Genomic DNA, 15064 nt, shown 5'->3' on the forward strand with positions numbered 1-15064 from the left:
GAAGGGTTATTATTTTACACGGTCAGGTTCATAATCATAGAAACCTGTGTCCAAACCACGGTTGCCTGGGTGTAATTTATGAATAGCCTCATCAAAGAGGAAGGCTTGATCTTGTGAAAATTCGCCAGCCTCGATGAGGTCACGAGCCTTCACAAAATACTCAGTGATTTTTACGAAGTTTTCACCTGGGCAATAAACACCATCTAACTTCCAGTGGTCAAAACCATGTTCAACGAGTTCTGAAAGTTTAGTCATCATATCCAAGTCATTGTTGGCAAAGATATGTGTTCCATGCAAGTCTTCGTAAACTGAGTAGTGAGAATCTGGATCTCCTGGCTCAGAAAGGAAGAGGTCACGTTCTTTGGTAACAGCTTCATCCGTTTTGATAAAGTTGTAGTAGTTTTGAAGAAGTGGTCGTTTTGAATGGTGAATGATACTTGCACCGTAAACCAAAACCTCAGCTGGAATTTGAAGATTTTCAGCCATGATGAAGAGTTCCGCAGACGGAATTTCACGAGCCAAAACAGCTTCAGAAGCTCCAGCCTGTTTGCCCCAGAAATTAATCTGACGGCTAGAGGTTACCATGGTTGAAGCATCATAAATCATTTTGAAGGGACGTTTGTCACGGTTACAGATGTAGAAAACCCCTGCATCACCAACCGTGATGTAATCTGCCTTGATTTCTTCAAGAAAATCAAGGTAGTCTGGAAGAGCATCCATCATACCTTGGTGCATGAGGGCGTTAACGGCAACAGTCAATTCCTTGCCAGACTCATGTACCAGCTCTGCAATCTTTCGCATCTCTGCGAATGAAAAAGGCTTAGGCAAACGAAGGCCAAAAGCTTTTTCGCCGATGTAAATACGATCTACGCCAAGTTCTAGGAGCTCACGTGCCTGCTCGTAGCTCTCAGCAGTCGCTGTAATCACTATTTTTTCCATAACTCACATTATAGCACAAATGATTTGATTTTTTTAGAATTTTTAGGTTCAAATATCAGTATCTAAATATTTTAAAATAGTTTTTTAATACTATAATTTTCACAAAAATCAAAAAAAACTTTTCAATATAAAATTTTTATGGTATTATTAATGAGATTCTAAATAGTGAAATACTGACTAAGTATTTTAACCTACACGAAAAAGTGGTTTAGGTATGTTTAGGTATTTTATATAGAAAGGAGGCAGACATGGCTGACAACTTACACCGTCAATTTGATCACATTGAAGATTTCGAGACTGAGCATCCTCAAACGACGAATTATCAAGATTATCAAGGTCTAAATAGTAATAGTATTAAGCTACAAGATATGATTTTCTTTGGACGTATCTCAAGCTTCTGTGTTTCAACAGTCCTAGTTGCCTTCCTTTTCTTAGTAGCACAGGTGGCTACCTTCTGGGCCTTCTTCTGGGCTATTACCATTAGCGTCATTGGTCAGATAGGCATTTATGTCCTAATCGAATATTATAAAGAACAAAAACGTTGACTGCTGGTCAACGTTTTTTTCGTACTAAAAAAAGAAAGCATCATGTGCTTTCTTTATTATTTTACTTCTGCTGCTTCTTCAGAGATATCTTTAATATCAATGACGATATCATCAACGATAGCTTTTGTTTCTGCTTCAACGTCCGCTTGTTCAGGAGTTACTTGAGCTGTTTTCTCCTTGATAAGTTCAAAGCTTTCTTTTGCAAAGTCAGCAACTTGAGCTGTTTTTTCTTGAACGGTTTTTGTCAAATCATCTGCAGTGATTTCACCATTTTCAAATTTTGTTTTGTAGTCTTGGAAAGTATCGACTGCCAAATCTTTGTAGTCGCTAGCTTTTTCCACTACTTGATTTTGATAAGCTTTAGGATCTTCTTTGAATGAAGCGATTTCTTCATCGATACGTGATTTAACAGCTTTACCTTTTTCAGTTGTAAAGAAGTAAGCTGCCGCAGCTCCAGAAGCTGCACCAATGATTAGGATGTTTAAAAATTTACTCATGAAAAGACCTCCTTATTTTTTCTTGTCTTTTTTACCAAATAGTTTTGAAGCAACTTTACCGATAGTAAAGGCTGAACCCGCCTTACCGACACTTGCTCCTGCTGCACTTGCTTTAGCACCGAGGTAACGAGCTTCAGTATTCAAGTCAGAAACACTTTCTGAAAGCTCAGCCACTGCTACAAAGAGAGGATCGATTGTTTGAACTTTTTCATTAACATCTTCAACCAAGACGTTTGCCTTAGCCAAGATTTCATTTGTTTGATGAAGGGTTACATTAATGTCTGTACGAAGCACAGCAACTGTTTCTTCAACTTCTTTGACCACATGACGTGTACGAAGTAGGGTAGGGATCAATGCAATGAGGAACGCAGCAAGTGCGATTGCGATAATAAGAAATGCAATTTCTGCCATAGTTTAGAACTCCTTTGACCTTTTTAAAAGGTCGCTACAAGAAAACTGAAGTAAACTCTCCAGTTTCCAGTGACCTTTGTTATGATAACTTTCATTATATTATAACAAAGTCTGAGCTATATGACTAGTTTTTCATTTTATAATCTGCCTCTGGACGTTGCTTTCGCAAATATAGTAAGATAGCACCCAAGATGATAATGGCGATGCTGACCCATTGAGAAACACGCAAGCCAGCAAACATGAGGCTATCGGTACGCATGCCTTCAATGACAAAACGTCCAAGACCATACCAGATAAGGTAAAATGAGGTCACATCTCCTTGACGTAGTTTCTTATTAAAGCGTCTTAGTCCTAGGATAGTGATAAATCCGACTAAGTTCCAGAGACTTTCATAAAGAAAGGTCGGTACACGATAACTCCCATCAATGAACATCTGCTGGCGAATAAATTCTGGGACATAATTCAGATGACTAACTGCTCTTCCGTAAGCCTCTTGGTTAACAAAGTTTCCCCAGCGACCGATACTCTGAGCAATCATAACGCCAGGTGCCGCGATATCTAGAAAATCCAAGACAGCAATGGCATGACGTTTCGAAAACCAATAGAGGACAGCTGCACCAGCAATCAAGCCACCATAAATGGCAATTCCGCCATTCCAAATCGCAAAAATTTCTGAAGGATTCTGACTGTAGTAAGACCACTGGAAGATCACATAGTAGAGCCTTGCACCAACAATGGCTATAGGAAAGGCAAGAAGAATAAAATCTAGGATGTTTTCAGGGTCAATTCCCTTTTCGGGAGCCCAACGCTGAGCCAGATAAACGGCTAGTAAAAGACCAGATACGATACAGATGGCATACCAATGAATACTAATGGGGCCAATCCTTAGAGCAATAGGATCAATAGTAGCTAACATTAGTCTTCACCATTCTTACTAATGAGGTTGGTCAAGCGTTCCTCAAAGGTTTTGGTTGCATCAAATCCCATTTGCTTAGCACGGTAGTTCATAGCTGCAGCCTCGATAACAACTGATACGTTACGTCCTGTCTTAACAGGAATACGGACACGTGGAATCTTAACGCCTTGCAATTCTATTTCTTCGTTTCCGTTTCCAAGACGATCAAAGATCTTACCGTCTTCAAAATTTTCAAGATAAATGGCCAACTGAACTTGAGAGGAATTACGGACAGCACTAGCTCCGTAGAGACTCATGACATCAATGATACCAACCCCACGAATTTCAAGAAGATGGCGGAGGATTTCCGCGGGCTCACCCCAGAGAGTCTCCTCATCCTTAGCATAAACATCCACACGGTCGTCAGCGACAAGACGGTGACCACGTTTCACCAACTCAAGCCCTGTCTCACTCTTACCGATGCCAGAGTCTCCTTGAATAAGAACTCCCATCCCGTAGATATCTACCAAAACACCATGGACACTAGTTCGTTCAGCTAATTGCGAGTTAAGATACCAAGACATGTCACCTGAAAGCGACGATGTGCCGTTTCGTCCTTGAAGAACTGCTACACCATTTTCCTTAGCAGCTCGAAGCATCTCTTCCGGAATCTCAAGACCACGCGCCACGATAACAGCTGGAGTTTCCGCTTTAAACATATTCGCAAAAACAGAATAACGGTTGTAATCAGTCATGGTTTTAAGGTAGGACCACTCCTTCATCCCAACCAACTGAAGTCGTTCAGGTGAATAATAGTCAAAATACCCCGTCATTTCTAAACCAGGACGAGAGATATCAGCTGTTGTTATCGCTTTTGCCAAAAGCTCCTTATTTCCATAGACAACCTTGAGTTTAAGCCTATCAACCAGCATTTTAACAGTTACTGTCATGTTATTTCCTCCGATTATTTACTAGTTTCATTGTATCATAAAAAGGTTTTCAATGCGGTTCTCAAAGCAAAAAAGACCTATGACTAGCACTAAGGCCAATCATAGATCTTTTCTATTATAATTTACTCACCAATTCCACTCGTCTTCTACAGGTTCAGCGTTTTTACGTTTACGTCCATCCTTGAGTTTGATTTCGGGATAAATATCTTCTTTGTAAGGAAGGAGAAAGGCTAAAACCAAGTATAGAAAGATTCCAAACTGTGTTGAAACCATGAGAATGATAGCCAAGATACGAGCCAAAGCTAGGTCCCAACCAAACTTATCTGCCAAACCTGCAACAACACCGGCGACGAGTCTATTTTTTCGTGTTTTATAAAAACGATTTGACATGGTCTTCTTCTCCCATCATTTCTTTGATTTAATTATATGATTTTTTTAAATTAAAAAAATCAGCCCTAGGACTGATTTAGAAAAATGAGCTTACCTCGACACAGACCGCATCCAAACTTCTGTGTATTGACACGGCGTTTGCGACGGTAGATATGACCACAAGATTGGCACTGATAGAGGTAGTACTTCTCCTTTTGACCTTGCATCTTTGGAGCGTATCTAAGGCCTTCAACCTTGGCTAGTAAGTCCTTAAAATCTCTATCAACATGCTTGTAGCCCTTACCTTGAAAATAAAGGTGATAATGACAAAGCTCGTGGCGGACGATTTTTCGAAAGGTCTCAAGACCATGTTCCTCATAGAGTTTTGGATTGAAATCTAAGTGTCCATCCTTGGGAAAGAACCGCCCTCCAGTGGTCCGGAGACGCTTGTTCCACAAGGCTTGATGTTTAAATTCCCAGCCAAAATCTTCTATAGAAACAGTCTTAACATAATCAGTTAGATTCACGTGGATTCACCAAGGAGAGGTTAAGTTTTTCATGCTCCAAATCAACTTTTGATACCCACACGGTAACCAAATCCCCAACAGAAACGACCTGACTTGGGTGGTTAACGAAGCTCTTGCTCATCTCAGAGATATGGATAAGTCCATCCTCATGGACACCGATATCCACAAAGGCACCAAAGTCCACAACATTTCGGACTGTCCCTTCAAGTTTTTGTCCGACTGACAAGTCTTTGAGTTCAAGAACATCCTGACGAAGCACTGGTGCTTCAAAATCATCACGGAGGTCACGACCTGGTTTCAAAAGGTCAGCGATGATATCTTTAAGGGTTTCCTGACCAAGCCCTAGCTCTTCTGCTGTTTCTTTAAGATTAAGAGCCTTCAATTTCTCTTTGGCAGAGTCGTCCAAATCTGTGATATCCAACTGCTTGAAGAGGTCTTTTACCGCTGGGTAAGACTCTGGGTGGACCCCTGTATTATCCAAGATATTCTTGGCATTTGGGATACGGAGGAAACCAGCTGCTTGTTCGAAGGCTTTGGCACCGAGACGTGGAACTTTTTTGATTTCAGCACGTGATGCAATCTCACCATTTTCCTCACGGTAGGCGACGATATTTTCAGAGATGGTCTTGTTGAGTCCTGACACATGTGACAAGAGGGTACTACTTGCCGTATTGACATTGACACCGACTTGGTTAACCACGGTATCAACGACGAAATCAAGATTTTCAGACAGTTTCTTCTGGCTAACATCGTGCTGGTATTGGCCTACTCCGATTGATTTAGGGTCAATCTTAACCAACTCGGCCAATGGGTCTTGGAGACGACGGGCAATAGAAATGGCAGAGCGTTTTTCGACCGTCAAATCTGGAAACTCATGGCGAGCCAACTCTGATGCAGAGTAGACAGAGGCACCACTTTCATTGACAATGACATAAGAAGTTTCTGGGAAATCCTTGAGGACTTCTGCCACAAAAGCTTCACTTTCACGGCTTGCTGTTCCATTACCGATCGCAATAATCTCAATGGCATACTTTTTGATGAGGTCAGCCAAGTCTTTTTTAGCCTGTGCGATTTTAGCCTGACTTGCTGGAGCTACTGGATATATAACTTGCGTTGTAATGAGCTTACCAGTTTGGTCAACCACGGCCAACTTAGCCCCTGTACGAAAGGCTGGGTCAAAACCAAGTACCATCTTGCCTTTAAGTGGCGATACTAGAAGGAGGCTTCGAAGATTTTGAGAGAAAAGTTGAATAGCACCATCTTCTGCTGCTTCAGTCAATTCACTTCGGATACGACGCTCCATAGCTGGAATGATTTTCTTCTTGAGAGATTGATTGATAACTTCCTCGATATAGTCATTTTTTTGTTTGAAACGAGCACTGTAGAAACGGTGCATTTTCTCAAGATTGTGCTTAAAACTTACCTTAATAACGCCTAGTTTCTCACCACGGTTAAGGGCTAACGTACGGTAACCTTGAAGTTTAGACACCTTATCCTCAAAATCATAGTAAATCTTGAAAGTTTCTTTTTCATCCAGCGATTGATCCTTGAGGGTTGAAGTGATGTCACTGTTGTTCCAGATTTCGTTGTAGGTCCAAGAGCGCAAGCTATTGTCCTCAGAAAAGGCCTCAACCAAAATATCCACAGCACCCGCAAGAGCCTTATCAGCTGTTGGAAAGACTTCAGATGTCAGCTTTTCAGCTTCAGCCTTGAGGTTGGGACTATTTTGCAAGATAAGACGAGCCAAGGGGAAAAGACCTGCTTCACGAGCAATAGTCGCTTTAGTGCGGCGTTTTTCCTTATAGGGGAGGTAGAGTTCTTCCACGTCTGCCAACTTTTCAGCAGCTTCAATGGCTGCCTTGAGGTGGTCAGTCAATTTGCCCTGTGCCTCGATCTTAGCCAAAACCGTTTCCTTGCGGTCTTGAAGAGTGGTCAAGGACTTGTCCATATCAATGATAGCCTTGATTTGCGTTTCATCCAGATTGCCTGTTTTTTCCTTACGGTAACGGGCAATGAAAGGAATGGTATTGCCTTCTGCGGTCAATTCCAAAACTGTTTCAACTTGTTGTTTTTTTAGGCCCAATTCCTGAGCCAATGTCTCTAGATTACGATTTTCCATAAGTTCTATTATACCACGATAGGAGATTTGCTTGGGCAGAAAACCTTGTAGCTGAAGCGAGAATTTTTGAGCAAGAGGTAGTATAATAGAAAGGTAAACCTATTGTTAGGGGCTATTTCTAACAGAAATGATGCCCTTAGTATCTTTTTGCAACTGAACTCGGGCTATTTCTTTCGGAAAATAGATGCATCTTCCTAGAAGCAGAGCTTCTTCGTCTGATGCCCTAATTTTCTCTTAGAAATGACGCCCTTAGTATCTTATTTAAACTCGGAGGCTTTTTATGGCGGTTATTCAGAAAAAAACAAATGAACTTGAAAGCATGATGGCATCTTTTGCGGCTATCCCTGATTTTGAGAAGGCGGGAACTGATCCTAAGAAGGACAAACGTCTTCAAGAAGATAAGAAGAAATAATAGTTATGGCTATTTTTCATCAACTACCAGATAGCGTTTTGCAGCTTCTGGCAGTTTTTCTATCTATTATTATCGAAGCCCTGCCCTTCGTTTTACTAGGAAGCATCTTGTCTGGCTTTATCGAAATCTTCGTGACTCCTGAAAAGGTCCAAAACTTCCTGCCGAAAAACAAGGTCCTGGCTATTCTCTTTGGAACTCTAATTGGTTTTATTTTCCCTTCTTGTGAGTGTGGGATTGTTCCCATTATCACGCGCTTTTTAGAGAAAAAAGTGCCTAGCTACACGGCTATTCCTTTCATGGCAACAGCTCCTATCATTAATCCAGTCGTTCTCTTTGCGACCTATACGGCCTTTGGGAACTCTTGGTACTACGTAATTTTACGTTTCCTCGGGGCTTTCTTGATTGCCATAATTTTGGGAATCTTGCTGGGCTTTGTGGTGGATGACCAGATTCTCAAGGATAATCGTAAGGTCAGTCATGTGCACGACTATAGTGGTTTGTCAGCTGGTAAGAAAGTTTTTCAAGCCTTGGTTCATGCGGTAGATGAATTTTTCGACACTGGGCGTTACCTGATTTTCGGGAGCCTGGTGGCCGCAGGGATGCAGACCTACCTACCGACCCGTATCCTCACGACAATCGGTCATAATTCAGTGACAGCCATCCTGATTATGATGCTCCTGGCCTTCATCCTCTCCCTTTGTTCAGAAGCCGACGCCTTTATCGGGGCTTCGCTGCTCTCTAGTTTCGGAGTGGCACCAACGGTGGCCTTCCTTATCATTGGTCCTATGGTTGATATCAAGAACTTGATTATGATGAAACACCAGTTTAAGACACGCTTTGTTGGTCTCTTCGTAGGAACCGCAAGTCTGGTGACAATCATTTACTGTCTGGTATTGGGGGTGATTTAATGTTACGTTTTCTCATCTTATCTGGGTATTTTGAGCTGGTCATGTACTTGCAAGTTTCTGGCAAGCTCAACCAGTACATTAATATCCACTACTCCTACCTGGCCTACATTTCCATGGTGCTTTCCTTTATCCTCGCTGTGGTTCAACTCATTGTTTGGATGAAACAGATGAAGGTTCACTCGCATTTGTCAGGTCGAGTAGCCAAGGTAGCCAGCATCGTTCTCTTGGCCTTTCCAGTCCTCACGGGGCTCTTGGTGCCAACAGTAACCTTGGATGCCAATACCGTGTCAGCTAAGGGCTATCATTTTCCACTGGCGGCAGGGAGCGATCCTAATCAGGCCGACCAAGAGGGAACGACTATTCAGTACTTGAAGCCAGACACCAGCTCCTACTTCACCTCTTCAGCTTATGAGAAGGAAATGACCAGAGAGCTCGCCAAGTATAAGGGAAGTGAAACCATCCAGATTACCACGGAAAATTACATGGAAGTCATGGAGCTCATCTACCTCTATCCTAACGATTTTGTGGGCAAGAAGGTCACCTATACCGGTTTTGTCTACAATGACCCACAAACCAAGGGTTATCAGTTCATCTTCCGTTTCGGTATTATCCACTGTATCGCCGATTCAGGTGTTTACGGACTGGCGACGACAGGAAGTGACCAAACCTTTAAGGACAATACCTGGGTGAAAGTCACTGGTACCATCACTGTGGATTATTATCAAAATCTCAAACAGAGCCTGCCTATTCTCAATTTGACTGAGGTCAAAGAGGTCGGTCAGCCTGACAATCCCTATGTTTATCGCGTATTTTAAAAAGCCAAGTTCAGTTGAACTGGCTTTTTCTTCTTGTGCAAAATGGATTTGTCTAGGCTTCTTTTGCTAGGGCTACTGCTTTTTCAAGGGCTTGGTCCGTCGACTCACAGATATTATCTGGACCAATAGTCTGGATGAAGCCTGATTTTTCGAGAACTCGGTAGGGTTGGGCGTTAACGTGAGAAAGAAGCAAGGTCATTCCACGTTTTTCGCAGATAGCAAGCGTTTCCTCAAGAGCATCCAGACCAGAGATATCCATGGCTGGAACATTGCGCATGCGTAGGATAAGGACATTCTTACCGTCGTCATTGATCACATTCAAGAAATTATTGGCTGCACCAAAGAAGAGGGCACCAAAAACTTCATAGACGACTGCATTTTTAGGGACTTGTTTCAAGTCGCTGTCCTCGGACAAAACTGGATCGTCCAGATTTTCCTTGTCCACCCACTGACGGATTTGAGCCACGTCTGACATGCGTTTGAGGAAGAGGAAGGCTGCTAGGACCATACCAAATTCAATGGCAATCACTAAGTCAAAGAAAACGGTTAAGATAAAGGTTACGATAAGGACTGCTACGTCACTCTTAGGAGCACGTTGAATCATACGAACGACAGTACGCCAACCGCTCATGTTATAACCGACAATCATTAGGATTGAGGCCAAACAGGTCATAGGAATCAATGAGGCATAAGGCATGAGAAAGAGTAAAATCAGAAGCAAGGTAAGAGCATGAACCATCCCCGCTACTGGTGTCCGTCCTCCATTTTTAACATTGGCTGCGGTACGGGCGATGGCACCCGTTGCAGGAATCCCGCCAAAGAGGGATGACATGATATTCCCAACACCTTGGCCAATCAATTCAGCATTAGAGCGATGATTACCACCAATCATCCCGTCTGAAACAACGCAAGAAAGTAGGGATTCAATGGCTGCTAGTATGGCAATGGTGAAGGCTGGCGACATCATTTGACGAATCAAAGAAAATGATAGGTCAGGAACTGTGAAACTTGGAAGTCCTGCTTTGATGGTGTAAAGATCACCAATGGTTTTGACTGGGAGATGACCAAAAGCTACGATGGCTGTGGTCACAATAATTGCAACCAAAGACCCCGGAATTTTCTGAGAAAGGCGTGGCCAAAAGATTTGAATGACTAGGGCCAAGATACCAATTGCAAGTGTCAGCCAGCTAATACTTGAAAGATGCTTCCCATAAGCTAGAAGTTTTTCTAAGAACTCAGCTGGCACGGACTTCATCTCAAGGCCCAGAAAATCTTTAACCTGTCCAGCCACAATCCCAACAGCTATCCCCAAGGTAAAACCAAGTGTGATGGTTTTGGGAATGAACTTGATCAGGTCACCAAAACGCAGGAGTCCCATGATAATAAGCATGAGTCCCGCCATGAGCGTGGCAAGGGTCAAACCAGCCATACCATACTGGGCAATGATGCCATAGATGATAACAACGAATGCTGCAGTCGGTCCACCAATCTGAACCCGACTACCTCCCAAAAAAGAAATAAAAAAGCCTGCAACTACTGCTGTGTAAAGACCTTGTTCGGGATTGACACCAGAGGCAATGGCAAGGGCAATCGACAAGGGCAGGGCAATAATAGCCACGATAACTCCTGCAATCAGGTCCTTGATGAACTGCCCCTTAGAATAATTCCTGATGGTTGTGAAAAATTTTGGTGTGATATATTTTAAAGCGTCCATTTTTTCCTCCTAACTACTATCCTAAAACTCTTTGACTTAACTCTTTTTTCAATGAGTGTCAGACGCTTATCATTTTTACAGTCTTATGATAGCACAGGAAGTCCCCATTTTCTAGGGGATTGGGAGATGTAAACGTATTATTTCAAGAATTTTTCAACTTTCTTAGTTTAGAAATGAAGGCATCAAAAAAAAAAGTCCAGACTATGGACTTGTTTTGACTTTTCATGGCTTGATAGATTTCTCTTACATTACCAACTGGTTGGTAAGGAAATCGGAATGTTAAGCTTGACCTTCATCTTGCTGTTGGTTACAGTGGCTTGCTCAATTTCGTAGCCGATTTCAGGAAGCTTGAGCTGAATCTGATTGTTAACCATGCGAACACCACTGCTTGACTGGGCAATACTCTTCTTGAGGTAAGGCAGAACCAGTGATTTTGGAACTGGAAGGCGACCCAGGTGGGCACCTGCCAAATCTAGTAGGATGACTTCCTTGTTAGTGCTGACCGTAAAATCAAGGCTAAATGTTGATCCGATAGGCCCAAGAGATACGGGAACCTTAGCTGTTAGATAGGAATCATTCAACTCTACGCTACTGTTTTGCAAGGTCTCGTCATTAGAATCAGCCATGCTTGCTTTTAGGATTTGACGAAACTGATTACTGTCAAGATTAATCTCAGTTGAAACCCCGCCTGATGAAAGGGACGCCCCACCAATACCAGCCTGGGCTAAATCAGCAAGGGATGTTTGTGTTGATACATTTTTTAATTGGTCCTGACTGTCGATCTTGTCCGGAATAAGTAGAGCCGCCACTGCAAAAAAGAGCACAATGACGAGGACAATGAGTCGTTTAAACCATTTCCACATAGGGATACCTCATTTCAATTTTTCACTTTTGACGTCTATTGTACTGTAATCAAGGGAAAAAAGCGAGTAAGAACTGGAAATTCTCTCATATTTTCTTAATGCAGGAGATATGGCTCCAGAACTTCAAAGACTTTTAAGTAAGCATTGGCATAAAGGTGGACGCCGTCATAGGTGTGCTCAGCCTTCTGCTCTTTCCTATCATTGACCAAATCAGCATTACAATTAATGAAGTGGCAGCCATAGGTTTTGGCGATTTCCTCAAGAGCCTGGTTGCAACGGTCAAGATTTTCAGGTGTCCGCAGTTTCATCCACTGAATTGAAGCCTTGGTCTGCCAAGGCAGATGAAGATTGGCTGGATAAAAAGCCATCAGGTAAATCTTGGTATTTGGCAATATAGCTTGTGTTTGCTCCAGAATTTGACTAATATTTGCTGTCAGATGTTGGAACCACTGATTTCCATAAGGCTCCTCGGTCATGTCATTGGTACCGATATTGATGAAAACCTTACTCGGTTGCAAATCCAAAAGTAGAGGATGGATATGCTGGAGAAATTCATCCGTATTCAAACCGCTGATACCTCGATTGTAGATGATGTCGTCGATACTTCTACTCCTAGCGATTTCACAAATGGGAAAAAGCTCCATGAGAGAGGAGCCCGTGAAGAGCGTCTCTCCCTTGATAGCGACCTCATTTAGGTACTGATAGTTTTTAAGTTTGATATCTTTTAATTCATCCATGATAACTTTCTTCTATATAATTTTATCTAAATGAGGGAGAAGGCAAAGAGCAACCCTACAACCGTATTGGCCAAGGCGTGGATAAAGACACTTGGAAGAATGGACCCACTTGCTTTTTTCTCATTGATAGCACCAAAAACGTAAGCTATGAGACTGATAAAGACCAAAATGGCAAAAGCCTTAAGGTAACCAGTTAGTTGCATAAACATAAGTGCATGGATGAGACCAAATAAGAGAGACTGAACCAGATTTGCTCCTAGAAATCCTAGTTTTCCTTGCATCCTTTTTAATAGAAAACCTCTAAAGAAGATTTCTTCTGGCAAGGCAGTCCCTAAGATAGCATAGGCTAGAATAGCAGGAAGAGCTCCAATTCCATTTCCAGAAAAATCTGCTGTGGCCGTTTGGCTAGAGTCAAACCAACTAAAGACCACAATCGAAAAAAGAAGAAAAAGTAGACTAATACCCAAAATGGTCAGTAGTAATCGCCTCTTCTGCTGGGTTTGAACTTTCTTCAACCCAATCCAGTCAAAGAAACCGACCTTTTTCCTGCTCCAAATTAACCAAGTGATAAAAGGAATGACAGAGACTATGAGCAGTTCCATAATACCGCTCATAAGTTTAGACATAAATAGGGTCATAAGTTTGTCCTCCATTTCTAATCAAAAGACAGCTTCGTTCTTTTGAAAACGATTACCTTTACACCTTGATTATACTACTTTTAGAGGAAGAGAAAGCTCATTCTCACCAATCTTGCCAGGTTTCTTTGGCACGAATCACACGTTTTTGCTCATAGTCAATATGGTAAACACGCCAGCCACCAATCCAATCGTCCTTCAGCTTGTACTCAACACTTCCTTGAAGGTCGTCACCCTTGCCCAAGAGTTTCTCCACTTCTTCTCTCGTCATACCCTCAAGCTGATACTGACGGTGAAAACTCCACATGAGTTTGTGTCGCATGGGAGCTGGTGTTTGAGCCCATTTTTCAGACGTAAACACCCGATCACGAGGGACAATGATTGCAAAATGAACCAGACAAATGATTTCGATAATTAAGCACAAGGCTTTTCGCAGTTTTGGTCTAGTTTCTGGGGTAAGGTGTGCCATAGGACTACCTTACTTTCTCTTGCTTCCAATGGTCATCCAAAATCACTGTGTGCTCTTTAGAAAAGCGAATAAGGATGTCTCTGGCAACTTGTTGGGATACACGCGCGACATTGGTCAAGTCTAGTCCTAGCTCAGGTGTGTCGTGTTCCAAACGATACTGATCATCCTCGTATTCAACGAAGATAAAGCTCGTTGACTTTTTATCGCCATAGGTAAGATAGAGACTATCGTAGGATGCTGGGAGTTGCACCAAGGCATCCCAGATATCACTGTCACTTGGGGCTGTAATCGTCGCATAGTCCACCTGATCCGCTGTCGATATACGCATGACAAGGCCTTCTTCTACTTTCTTTTTAGGTGCTAGCCACTTAAATAAATGCATCGTTTTCCTCCTTTAGATGATGATTCCTTTTTGCTTGAGATTGTCCAGACATTCCTGTAAATAGGCGGTATCATGCTCAGGATAAATGATGGCTGGTAATGTCTCCGCTTCAAGCTTGTCGTAGGCTGGCATCTGCTTGCCTCGATACTCCTTGTCTAACCACTCAGGGCTGACACGATAGCCACGTTTCGTCATTTCTTGCATAATAAGCTCATGGTATTTAAACAGGCGGTATGGAGAATAGTCAAAAACATAGTTAACCGTAGCATGCTTGCGTTGCCATCCCTTGCCACGAAGGGCACAACATTCTCGGTGTTGTCCTAATAATTGCTGACGGGGTAGTTTTGCAATCAAGTCTTGATGCCACAGTCTCATTTTGAACCCCCATTAATTAAGGTTGACTCCTCCAGATAGCGATTAGGATACTTGCTGAGGAGCTCTTTGACAGATTCCACTAAACCATGCTGAGGAATTTGGCCTGCTGCATAGCTATCTAACTGAGCCATAAACTTTTCCTTCTCACTAGTGGTTGCTTTTTTCTTAAAATACCCCCAGATATGTTGGAAAGCATTGACGACCTGACCAGGATTTTCAGGAAGGTCCAGGGCTTGATCAATGTAGGCCTGAACCTGATCCAAACTAACCTCATCATTCTTGAGATAGTTACGGATTTCTAAGTAAATCTTGTTTGAATGGCTGAGCACCAGGTACTTATTGGCTGCCCAAAGTCGCTCGCACTGGCGACGTGGATTGGTAGTTGTCATTAGGAACCTTCCTTGATTGCTTTTTATCAGTATAGCATAGTTTAAATGGGGATAATAGATTATGCCTTTGAGAATTTGAAGAGTGATTTCCAACTATTTTCAGAAAAGGGCTT

Annotated in this window: 20 protein-coding genes; 4 read left to right on the forward strand and 16 right to left on the reverse strand. The window is 42.4% G+C overall.

From position 1 onward, the window contains the following. Positions 1 to 9: 9 nt before the first annotated feature. Positions 10 to 939, reverse strand: a complete 930-nt coding sequence (locus tag H7U02_RS09215; protein ID WP_070839865.1) for a peptidase U32 family protein — start codon at positions 937 to 939, stop codon at positions 10 to 12. A gap of 248 nt (positions 940 to 1187) precedes the next feature. Between H7U02_RS09215 and H7U02_RS09220 the strand changes: the two genes are divergently transcribed. Then, the gene (locus H7U02_RS09220; protein ID WP_179968733.1) at positions 1188 to 1484 is read left to right on the forward strand and encodes a DUF3270 domain-containing protein; all 297 of its coding nucleotides are present in this window, start codon (positions 1188 to 1190) and stop codon (positions 1482 to 1484) included. Positions 1485 to 1540: 56 nt separating this feature from the next. Here the strand turns inward: H7U02_RS09220 and H7U02_RS09225 are convergent, their stop codons facing one another. From H7U02_RS09225 to H7U02_RS09255, 7 genes are all read right to left on the reverse strand, one after another. Further along, positions 1541 to 1981: a YtxH domain-containing protein gene (locus H7U02_RS09225; RefSeq protein ID WP_179968732.1), complete on the reverse strand. Its 441-nt coding sequence runs from the start codon at positions 1979 to 1981 to the stop codon at positions 1541 to 1543. 12 nt (positions 1982 to 1993) lie between these two features. Continuing rightward, the gene (locus H7U02_RS09230) at positions 1994 to 2392 is read right to left on the reverse strand and encodes a DUF948 domain-containing protein (protein ID WP_179968731.1); all 399 of its coding nucleotides are present in this window, start codon (positions 2390 to 2392) and stop codon (positions 1994 to 1996) included. 124 nt (positions 2393 to 2516) lie between these two features. After that, the gene (lgt, locus tag H7U02_RS09235; RefSeq protein WP_155198149.1) at positions 2517 to 3308 is read right to left on the reverse strand and encodes a prolipoprotein diacylglyceryl transferase; all 792 of its coding nucleotides are present in this window, start codon (positions 3306 to 3308) and stop codon (positions 2517 to 2519) included. Then, the gene (hprK, locus tag H7U02_RS09240) at positions 3308 to 4237 is read right to left on the reverse strand and encodes an HPr(Ser) kinase/phosphatase (RefSeq protein WP_155198148.1); all 930 of its coding nucleotides are present in this window, start codon (positions 4235 to 4237) and stop codon (positions 3308 to 3310) included. The genes lgt and hprK overlap by 1 nt, the downstream gene beginning before the upstream one ends. Before the next feature lie 126 nt (positions 4238 to 4363). Beyond that, the gene (locus H7U02_RS09245; RefSeq protein ID WP_002885986.1) at positions 4364 to 4627 is read right to left on the reverse strand and encodes a PspC domain-containing protein; all 264 of its coding nucleotides are present in this window, start codon (positions 4625 to 4627) and stop codon (positions 4364 to 4366) included. Between the two features lie 65 nt (positions 4628 to 4692). Continuing rightward, a complete protein-coding gene (locus H7U02_RS09250) occupies positions 4693 to 5133 on the reverse strand; it encodes a SprT family protein (protein WP_002890560.1) in 441 nt (146 codons plus the stop codon). Next, on the reverse strand, positions 5120 to 7252 hold the full coding sequence (locus tag H7U02_RS09255; RefSeq protein ID WP_201043228.1) for a Tex family protein: 2133 nt from the start codon (positions 7250 to 7252) through the stop codon (positions 5120 to 5122). The genes H7U02_RS09250 and H7U02_RS09255 overlap by 14 nt, the downstream gene beginning before the upstream one ends. 280 nt (positions 7253 to 7532) lie before the next feature. Here H7U02_RS09255 and H7U02_RS11525 point away from each other — a divergent pair, with 280 nt between their 5' ends. From H7U02_RS11525 to H7U02_RS09265, 3 genes are read left to right on the forward strand one after another with little or no spacing between them, the layout of a single operon-like run. Further along, positions 7533 to 7664, forward strand: a complete 132-nt coding sequence (locus tag H7U02_RS11525) for an SPJ_0845 family protein (RefSeq protein ID WP_002885949.1) — start codon at positions 7533 to 7535, stop codon at positions 7662 to 7664. A gap of 5 nt (positions 7665 to 7669) precedes the next feature. Continuing rightward, positions 7670 to 8572: a permease gene (locus tag H7U02_RS09260; protein WP_201043230.1), complete on the forward strand. Its 903-nt coding sequence runs from the start codon at positions 7670 to 7672 to the stop codon at positions 8570 to 8572. Beyond that, positions 8572 to 9387, forward strand: coding sequence for a TIGR03943 family putative permease subunit (locus tag H7U02_RS09265; protein ID WP_037620388.1), 816 nt, complete (start codon positions 8572 to 8574; stop codon positions 9385 to 9387). The genes H7U02_RS09260 and H7U02_RS09265 overlap by 1 nt, the downstream gene beginning before the upstream one ends. A 52-nt stretch (positions 9388 to 9439) precedes the next feature. Here H7U02_RS09265 and H7U02_RS09270 read toward each other — a convergent pair whose 3' ends face one another. From H7U02_RS09270 to H7U02_RS09305, 8 genes are all read right to left on the reverse strand, one after another. Next, complete coding sequence (locus H7U02_RS09270; RefSeq protein ID WP_201043232.1) at positions 9440 to 11101, reverse strand: SulP family inorganic anion transporter; 1662 nt, start codon at positions 11099 to 11101, stop codon at positions 9440 to 9442. Positions 11102 to 11349: 248 nt separating this feature from the next. After that, complete coding sequence (locus H7U02_RS09275; RefSeq protein WP_022495941.1) at positions 11350 to 11964, reverse strand: hypothetical protein; 615 nt, start codon at positions 11962 to 11964, stop codon at positions 11350 to 11352. Positions 11965 to 12059: 95 nt separating this feature from the next. Then, the gene (locus H7U02_RS09280) at positions 12060 to 12701 is read right to left on the reverse strand and encodes a GDSL-type esterase/lipase family protein (protein WP_183137127.1); all 642 of its coding nucleotides are present in this window, start codon (positions 12699 to 12701) and stop codon (positions 12060 to 12062) included. Positions 12702 to 12727: 26 nt separating this feature from the next. Next, a complete protein-coding gene (locus H7U02_RS09285) occupies positions 12728 to 13339 on the reverse strand; it encodes a CPBP family intramembrane glutamic endopeptidase (RefSeq protein WP_014634191.1) in 612 nt (203 codons plus the stop codon). A gap of 103 nt (positions 13340 to 13442) precedes the next feature. Next, positions 13443 to 13805, reverse strand: a complete 363-nt coding sequence (locus H7U02_RS09290) for a hypothetical protein (RefSeq protein ID WP_183137126.1) — start codon at positions 13803 to 13805, stop codon at positions 13443 to 13445. 4 nt (positions 13806 to 13809) lie between these two features. Further along, a complete protein-coding gene (locus H7U02_RS09295) occupies positions 13810 to 14187 on the reverse strand; it encodes a hypothetical protein (RefSeq protein ID WP_183137125.1) in 378 nt (125 codons plus the stop codon). Positions 14188 to 14199: 12 nt separating this feature from the next. After that, the gene (locus H7U02_RS09300) at positions 14200 to 14562 is read right to left on the reverse strand and encodes a TIGR02328 family protein (RefSeq protein WP_037603926.1); all 363 of its coding nucleotides are present in this window, start codon (positions 14560 to 14562) and stop codon (positions 14200 to 14202) included. Next, a complete protein-coding gene (locus H7U02_RS09305; RefSeq protein ID WP_060972385.1) occupies positions 14559 to 14951 on the reverse strand; it encodes a YbgA family protein in 393 nt (130 codons plus the stop codon). Before H7U02_RS09305 ends, H7U02_RS09300 begins: the two co-directional genes overlap by 4 nt. Positions 14952 to 15064 lie beyond the last annotated feature (113 nt).

This window comes from Streptococcus sp. 3.1 (assembly GCF_016648915.1).
Lineage (GTDB): Bacteria > Bacillota > Bacilli > Lactobacillales > Streptococcaceae > Streptococcus > Streptococcus salivarius_E.

Excerpts from the sequence above, each read along its gene's own strand:
- H7U02_RS09215 (WP_070839865.1), bottom strand. The coding sequence starts at position 939 with ATGGAAAAAATAGTGATTACAGCGACTGCTGAGAGCTACGAGCAGGCA.
- H7U02_RS09220 (WP_179968733.1), top strand. The coding sequence starts at position 1,188 with ATGGCTGACAACTTACACCGTCAATTTGATCACATTGAAGATTTCGAG.
- H7U02_RS09225 (WP_179968732.1), bottom strand. The coding sequence starts at position 1,981 with ATGAGTAAATTTTTAAACATCCTAATCATTGGTGCAGCTTCTGGAGCT.
- H7U02_RS09230 (WP_179968731.1), bottom strand. The coding sequence starts at position 2,392 with ATGGCAGAAATTGCATTTCTTATTATCGCAATCGCACTTGCTGCGTTC.
- lgt (WP_155198149.1), bottom strand. The coding sequence starts at position 3,308 with ATGTTAGCTACTATTGATCCTATTGCTCTAAGGATTGGCCCCATTAGT.
- hprK (WP_155198148.1), bottom strand. The coding sequence starts at position 4,237 with ATGACAGTAACTGTTAAAATGCTGGTTGATAGGCTTAAACTCAAGGTT.
- H7U02_RS09245 (WP_002885986.1), bottom strand. The coding sequence starts at position 4,627 with ATGTCAAATCGTTTTTATAAAACACGAAAAAATAGACTCGTCGCCGGT.
- H7U02_RS09255 (WP_201043228.1), bottom strand. The coding sequence starts at position 7,252 with ATGGAAAATCGTAATCTAGAGACATTGGCTCAGGAATTGGGCCTAAAA.
- H7U02_RS11525 (WP_002885949.1), top strand. The coding sequence starts at position 7,533 with ATGGCGGTTATTCAGAAAAAAACAAATGAACTTGAAAGCATGATGGCA.
- H7U02_RS09260 (WP_201043230.1), top strand. The coding sequence starts at position 7,670 with ATGGCTATTTTTCATCAACTACCAGATAGCGTTTTGCAGCTTCTGGCA.
- H7U02_RS09265 (WP_037620388.1), top strand. The coding sequence starts at position 8,572 with ATGTTACGTTTTCTCATCTTATCTGGGTATTTTGAGCTGGTCATGTAC.
- H7U02_RS09270 (WP_201043232.1), bottom strand. The coding sequence starts at position 11,101 with ATGGACGCTTTAAAATATATCACACCAAAATTTTTCACAACCATCAGG.
- H7U02_RS09275 (WP_022495941.1), bottom strand. The coding sequence starts at position 11,964 with ATGTGGAAATGGTTTAAACGACTCATTGTCCTCGTCATTGTGCTCTTT.
- H7U02_RS09280 (WP_183137127.1), bottom strand. The coding sequence starts at position 12,701 with ATGGATGAATTAAAAGATATCAAACTTAAAAACTATCAGTACCTAAAT.
- H7U02_RS09285 (WP_014634191.1), bottom strand. The coding sequence starts at position 13,339 with ATGACCCTATTTATGTCTAAACTTATGAGCGGTATTATGGAACTGCTC.
- H7U02_RS09290 (WP_183137126.1), bottom strand. The coding sequence starts at position 13,805 with ATGGCACACCTTACCCCAGAAACTAGACCAAAACTGCGAAAAGCCTTG.
- H7U02_RS09295 (WP_183137125.1), bottom strand. The coding sequence starts at position 14,187 with ATGCATTTATTTAAGTGGCTAGCACCTAAAAAGAAAGTAGAAGAAGGC.
- H7U02_RS09300 (WP_037603926.1), bottom strand. The coding sequence starts at position 14,562 with ATGAGACTGTGGCATCAAGACTTGATTGCAAAACTACCCCGTCAGCAA.
- H7U02_RS09305 (WP_060972385.1), bottom strand. The coding sequence starts at position 14,951 with ATGACAACTACCAATCCACGTCGCCAGTGCGAGCGACTTTGGGCAGCC.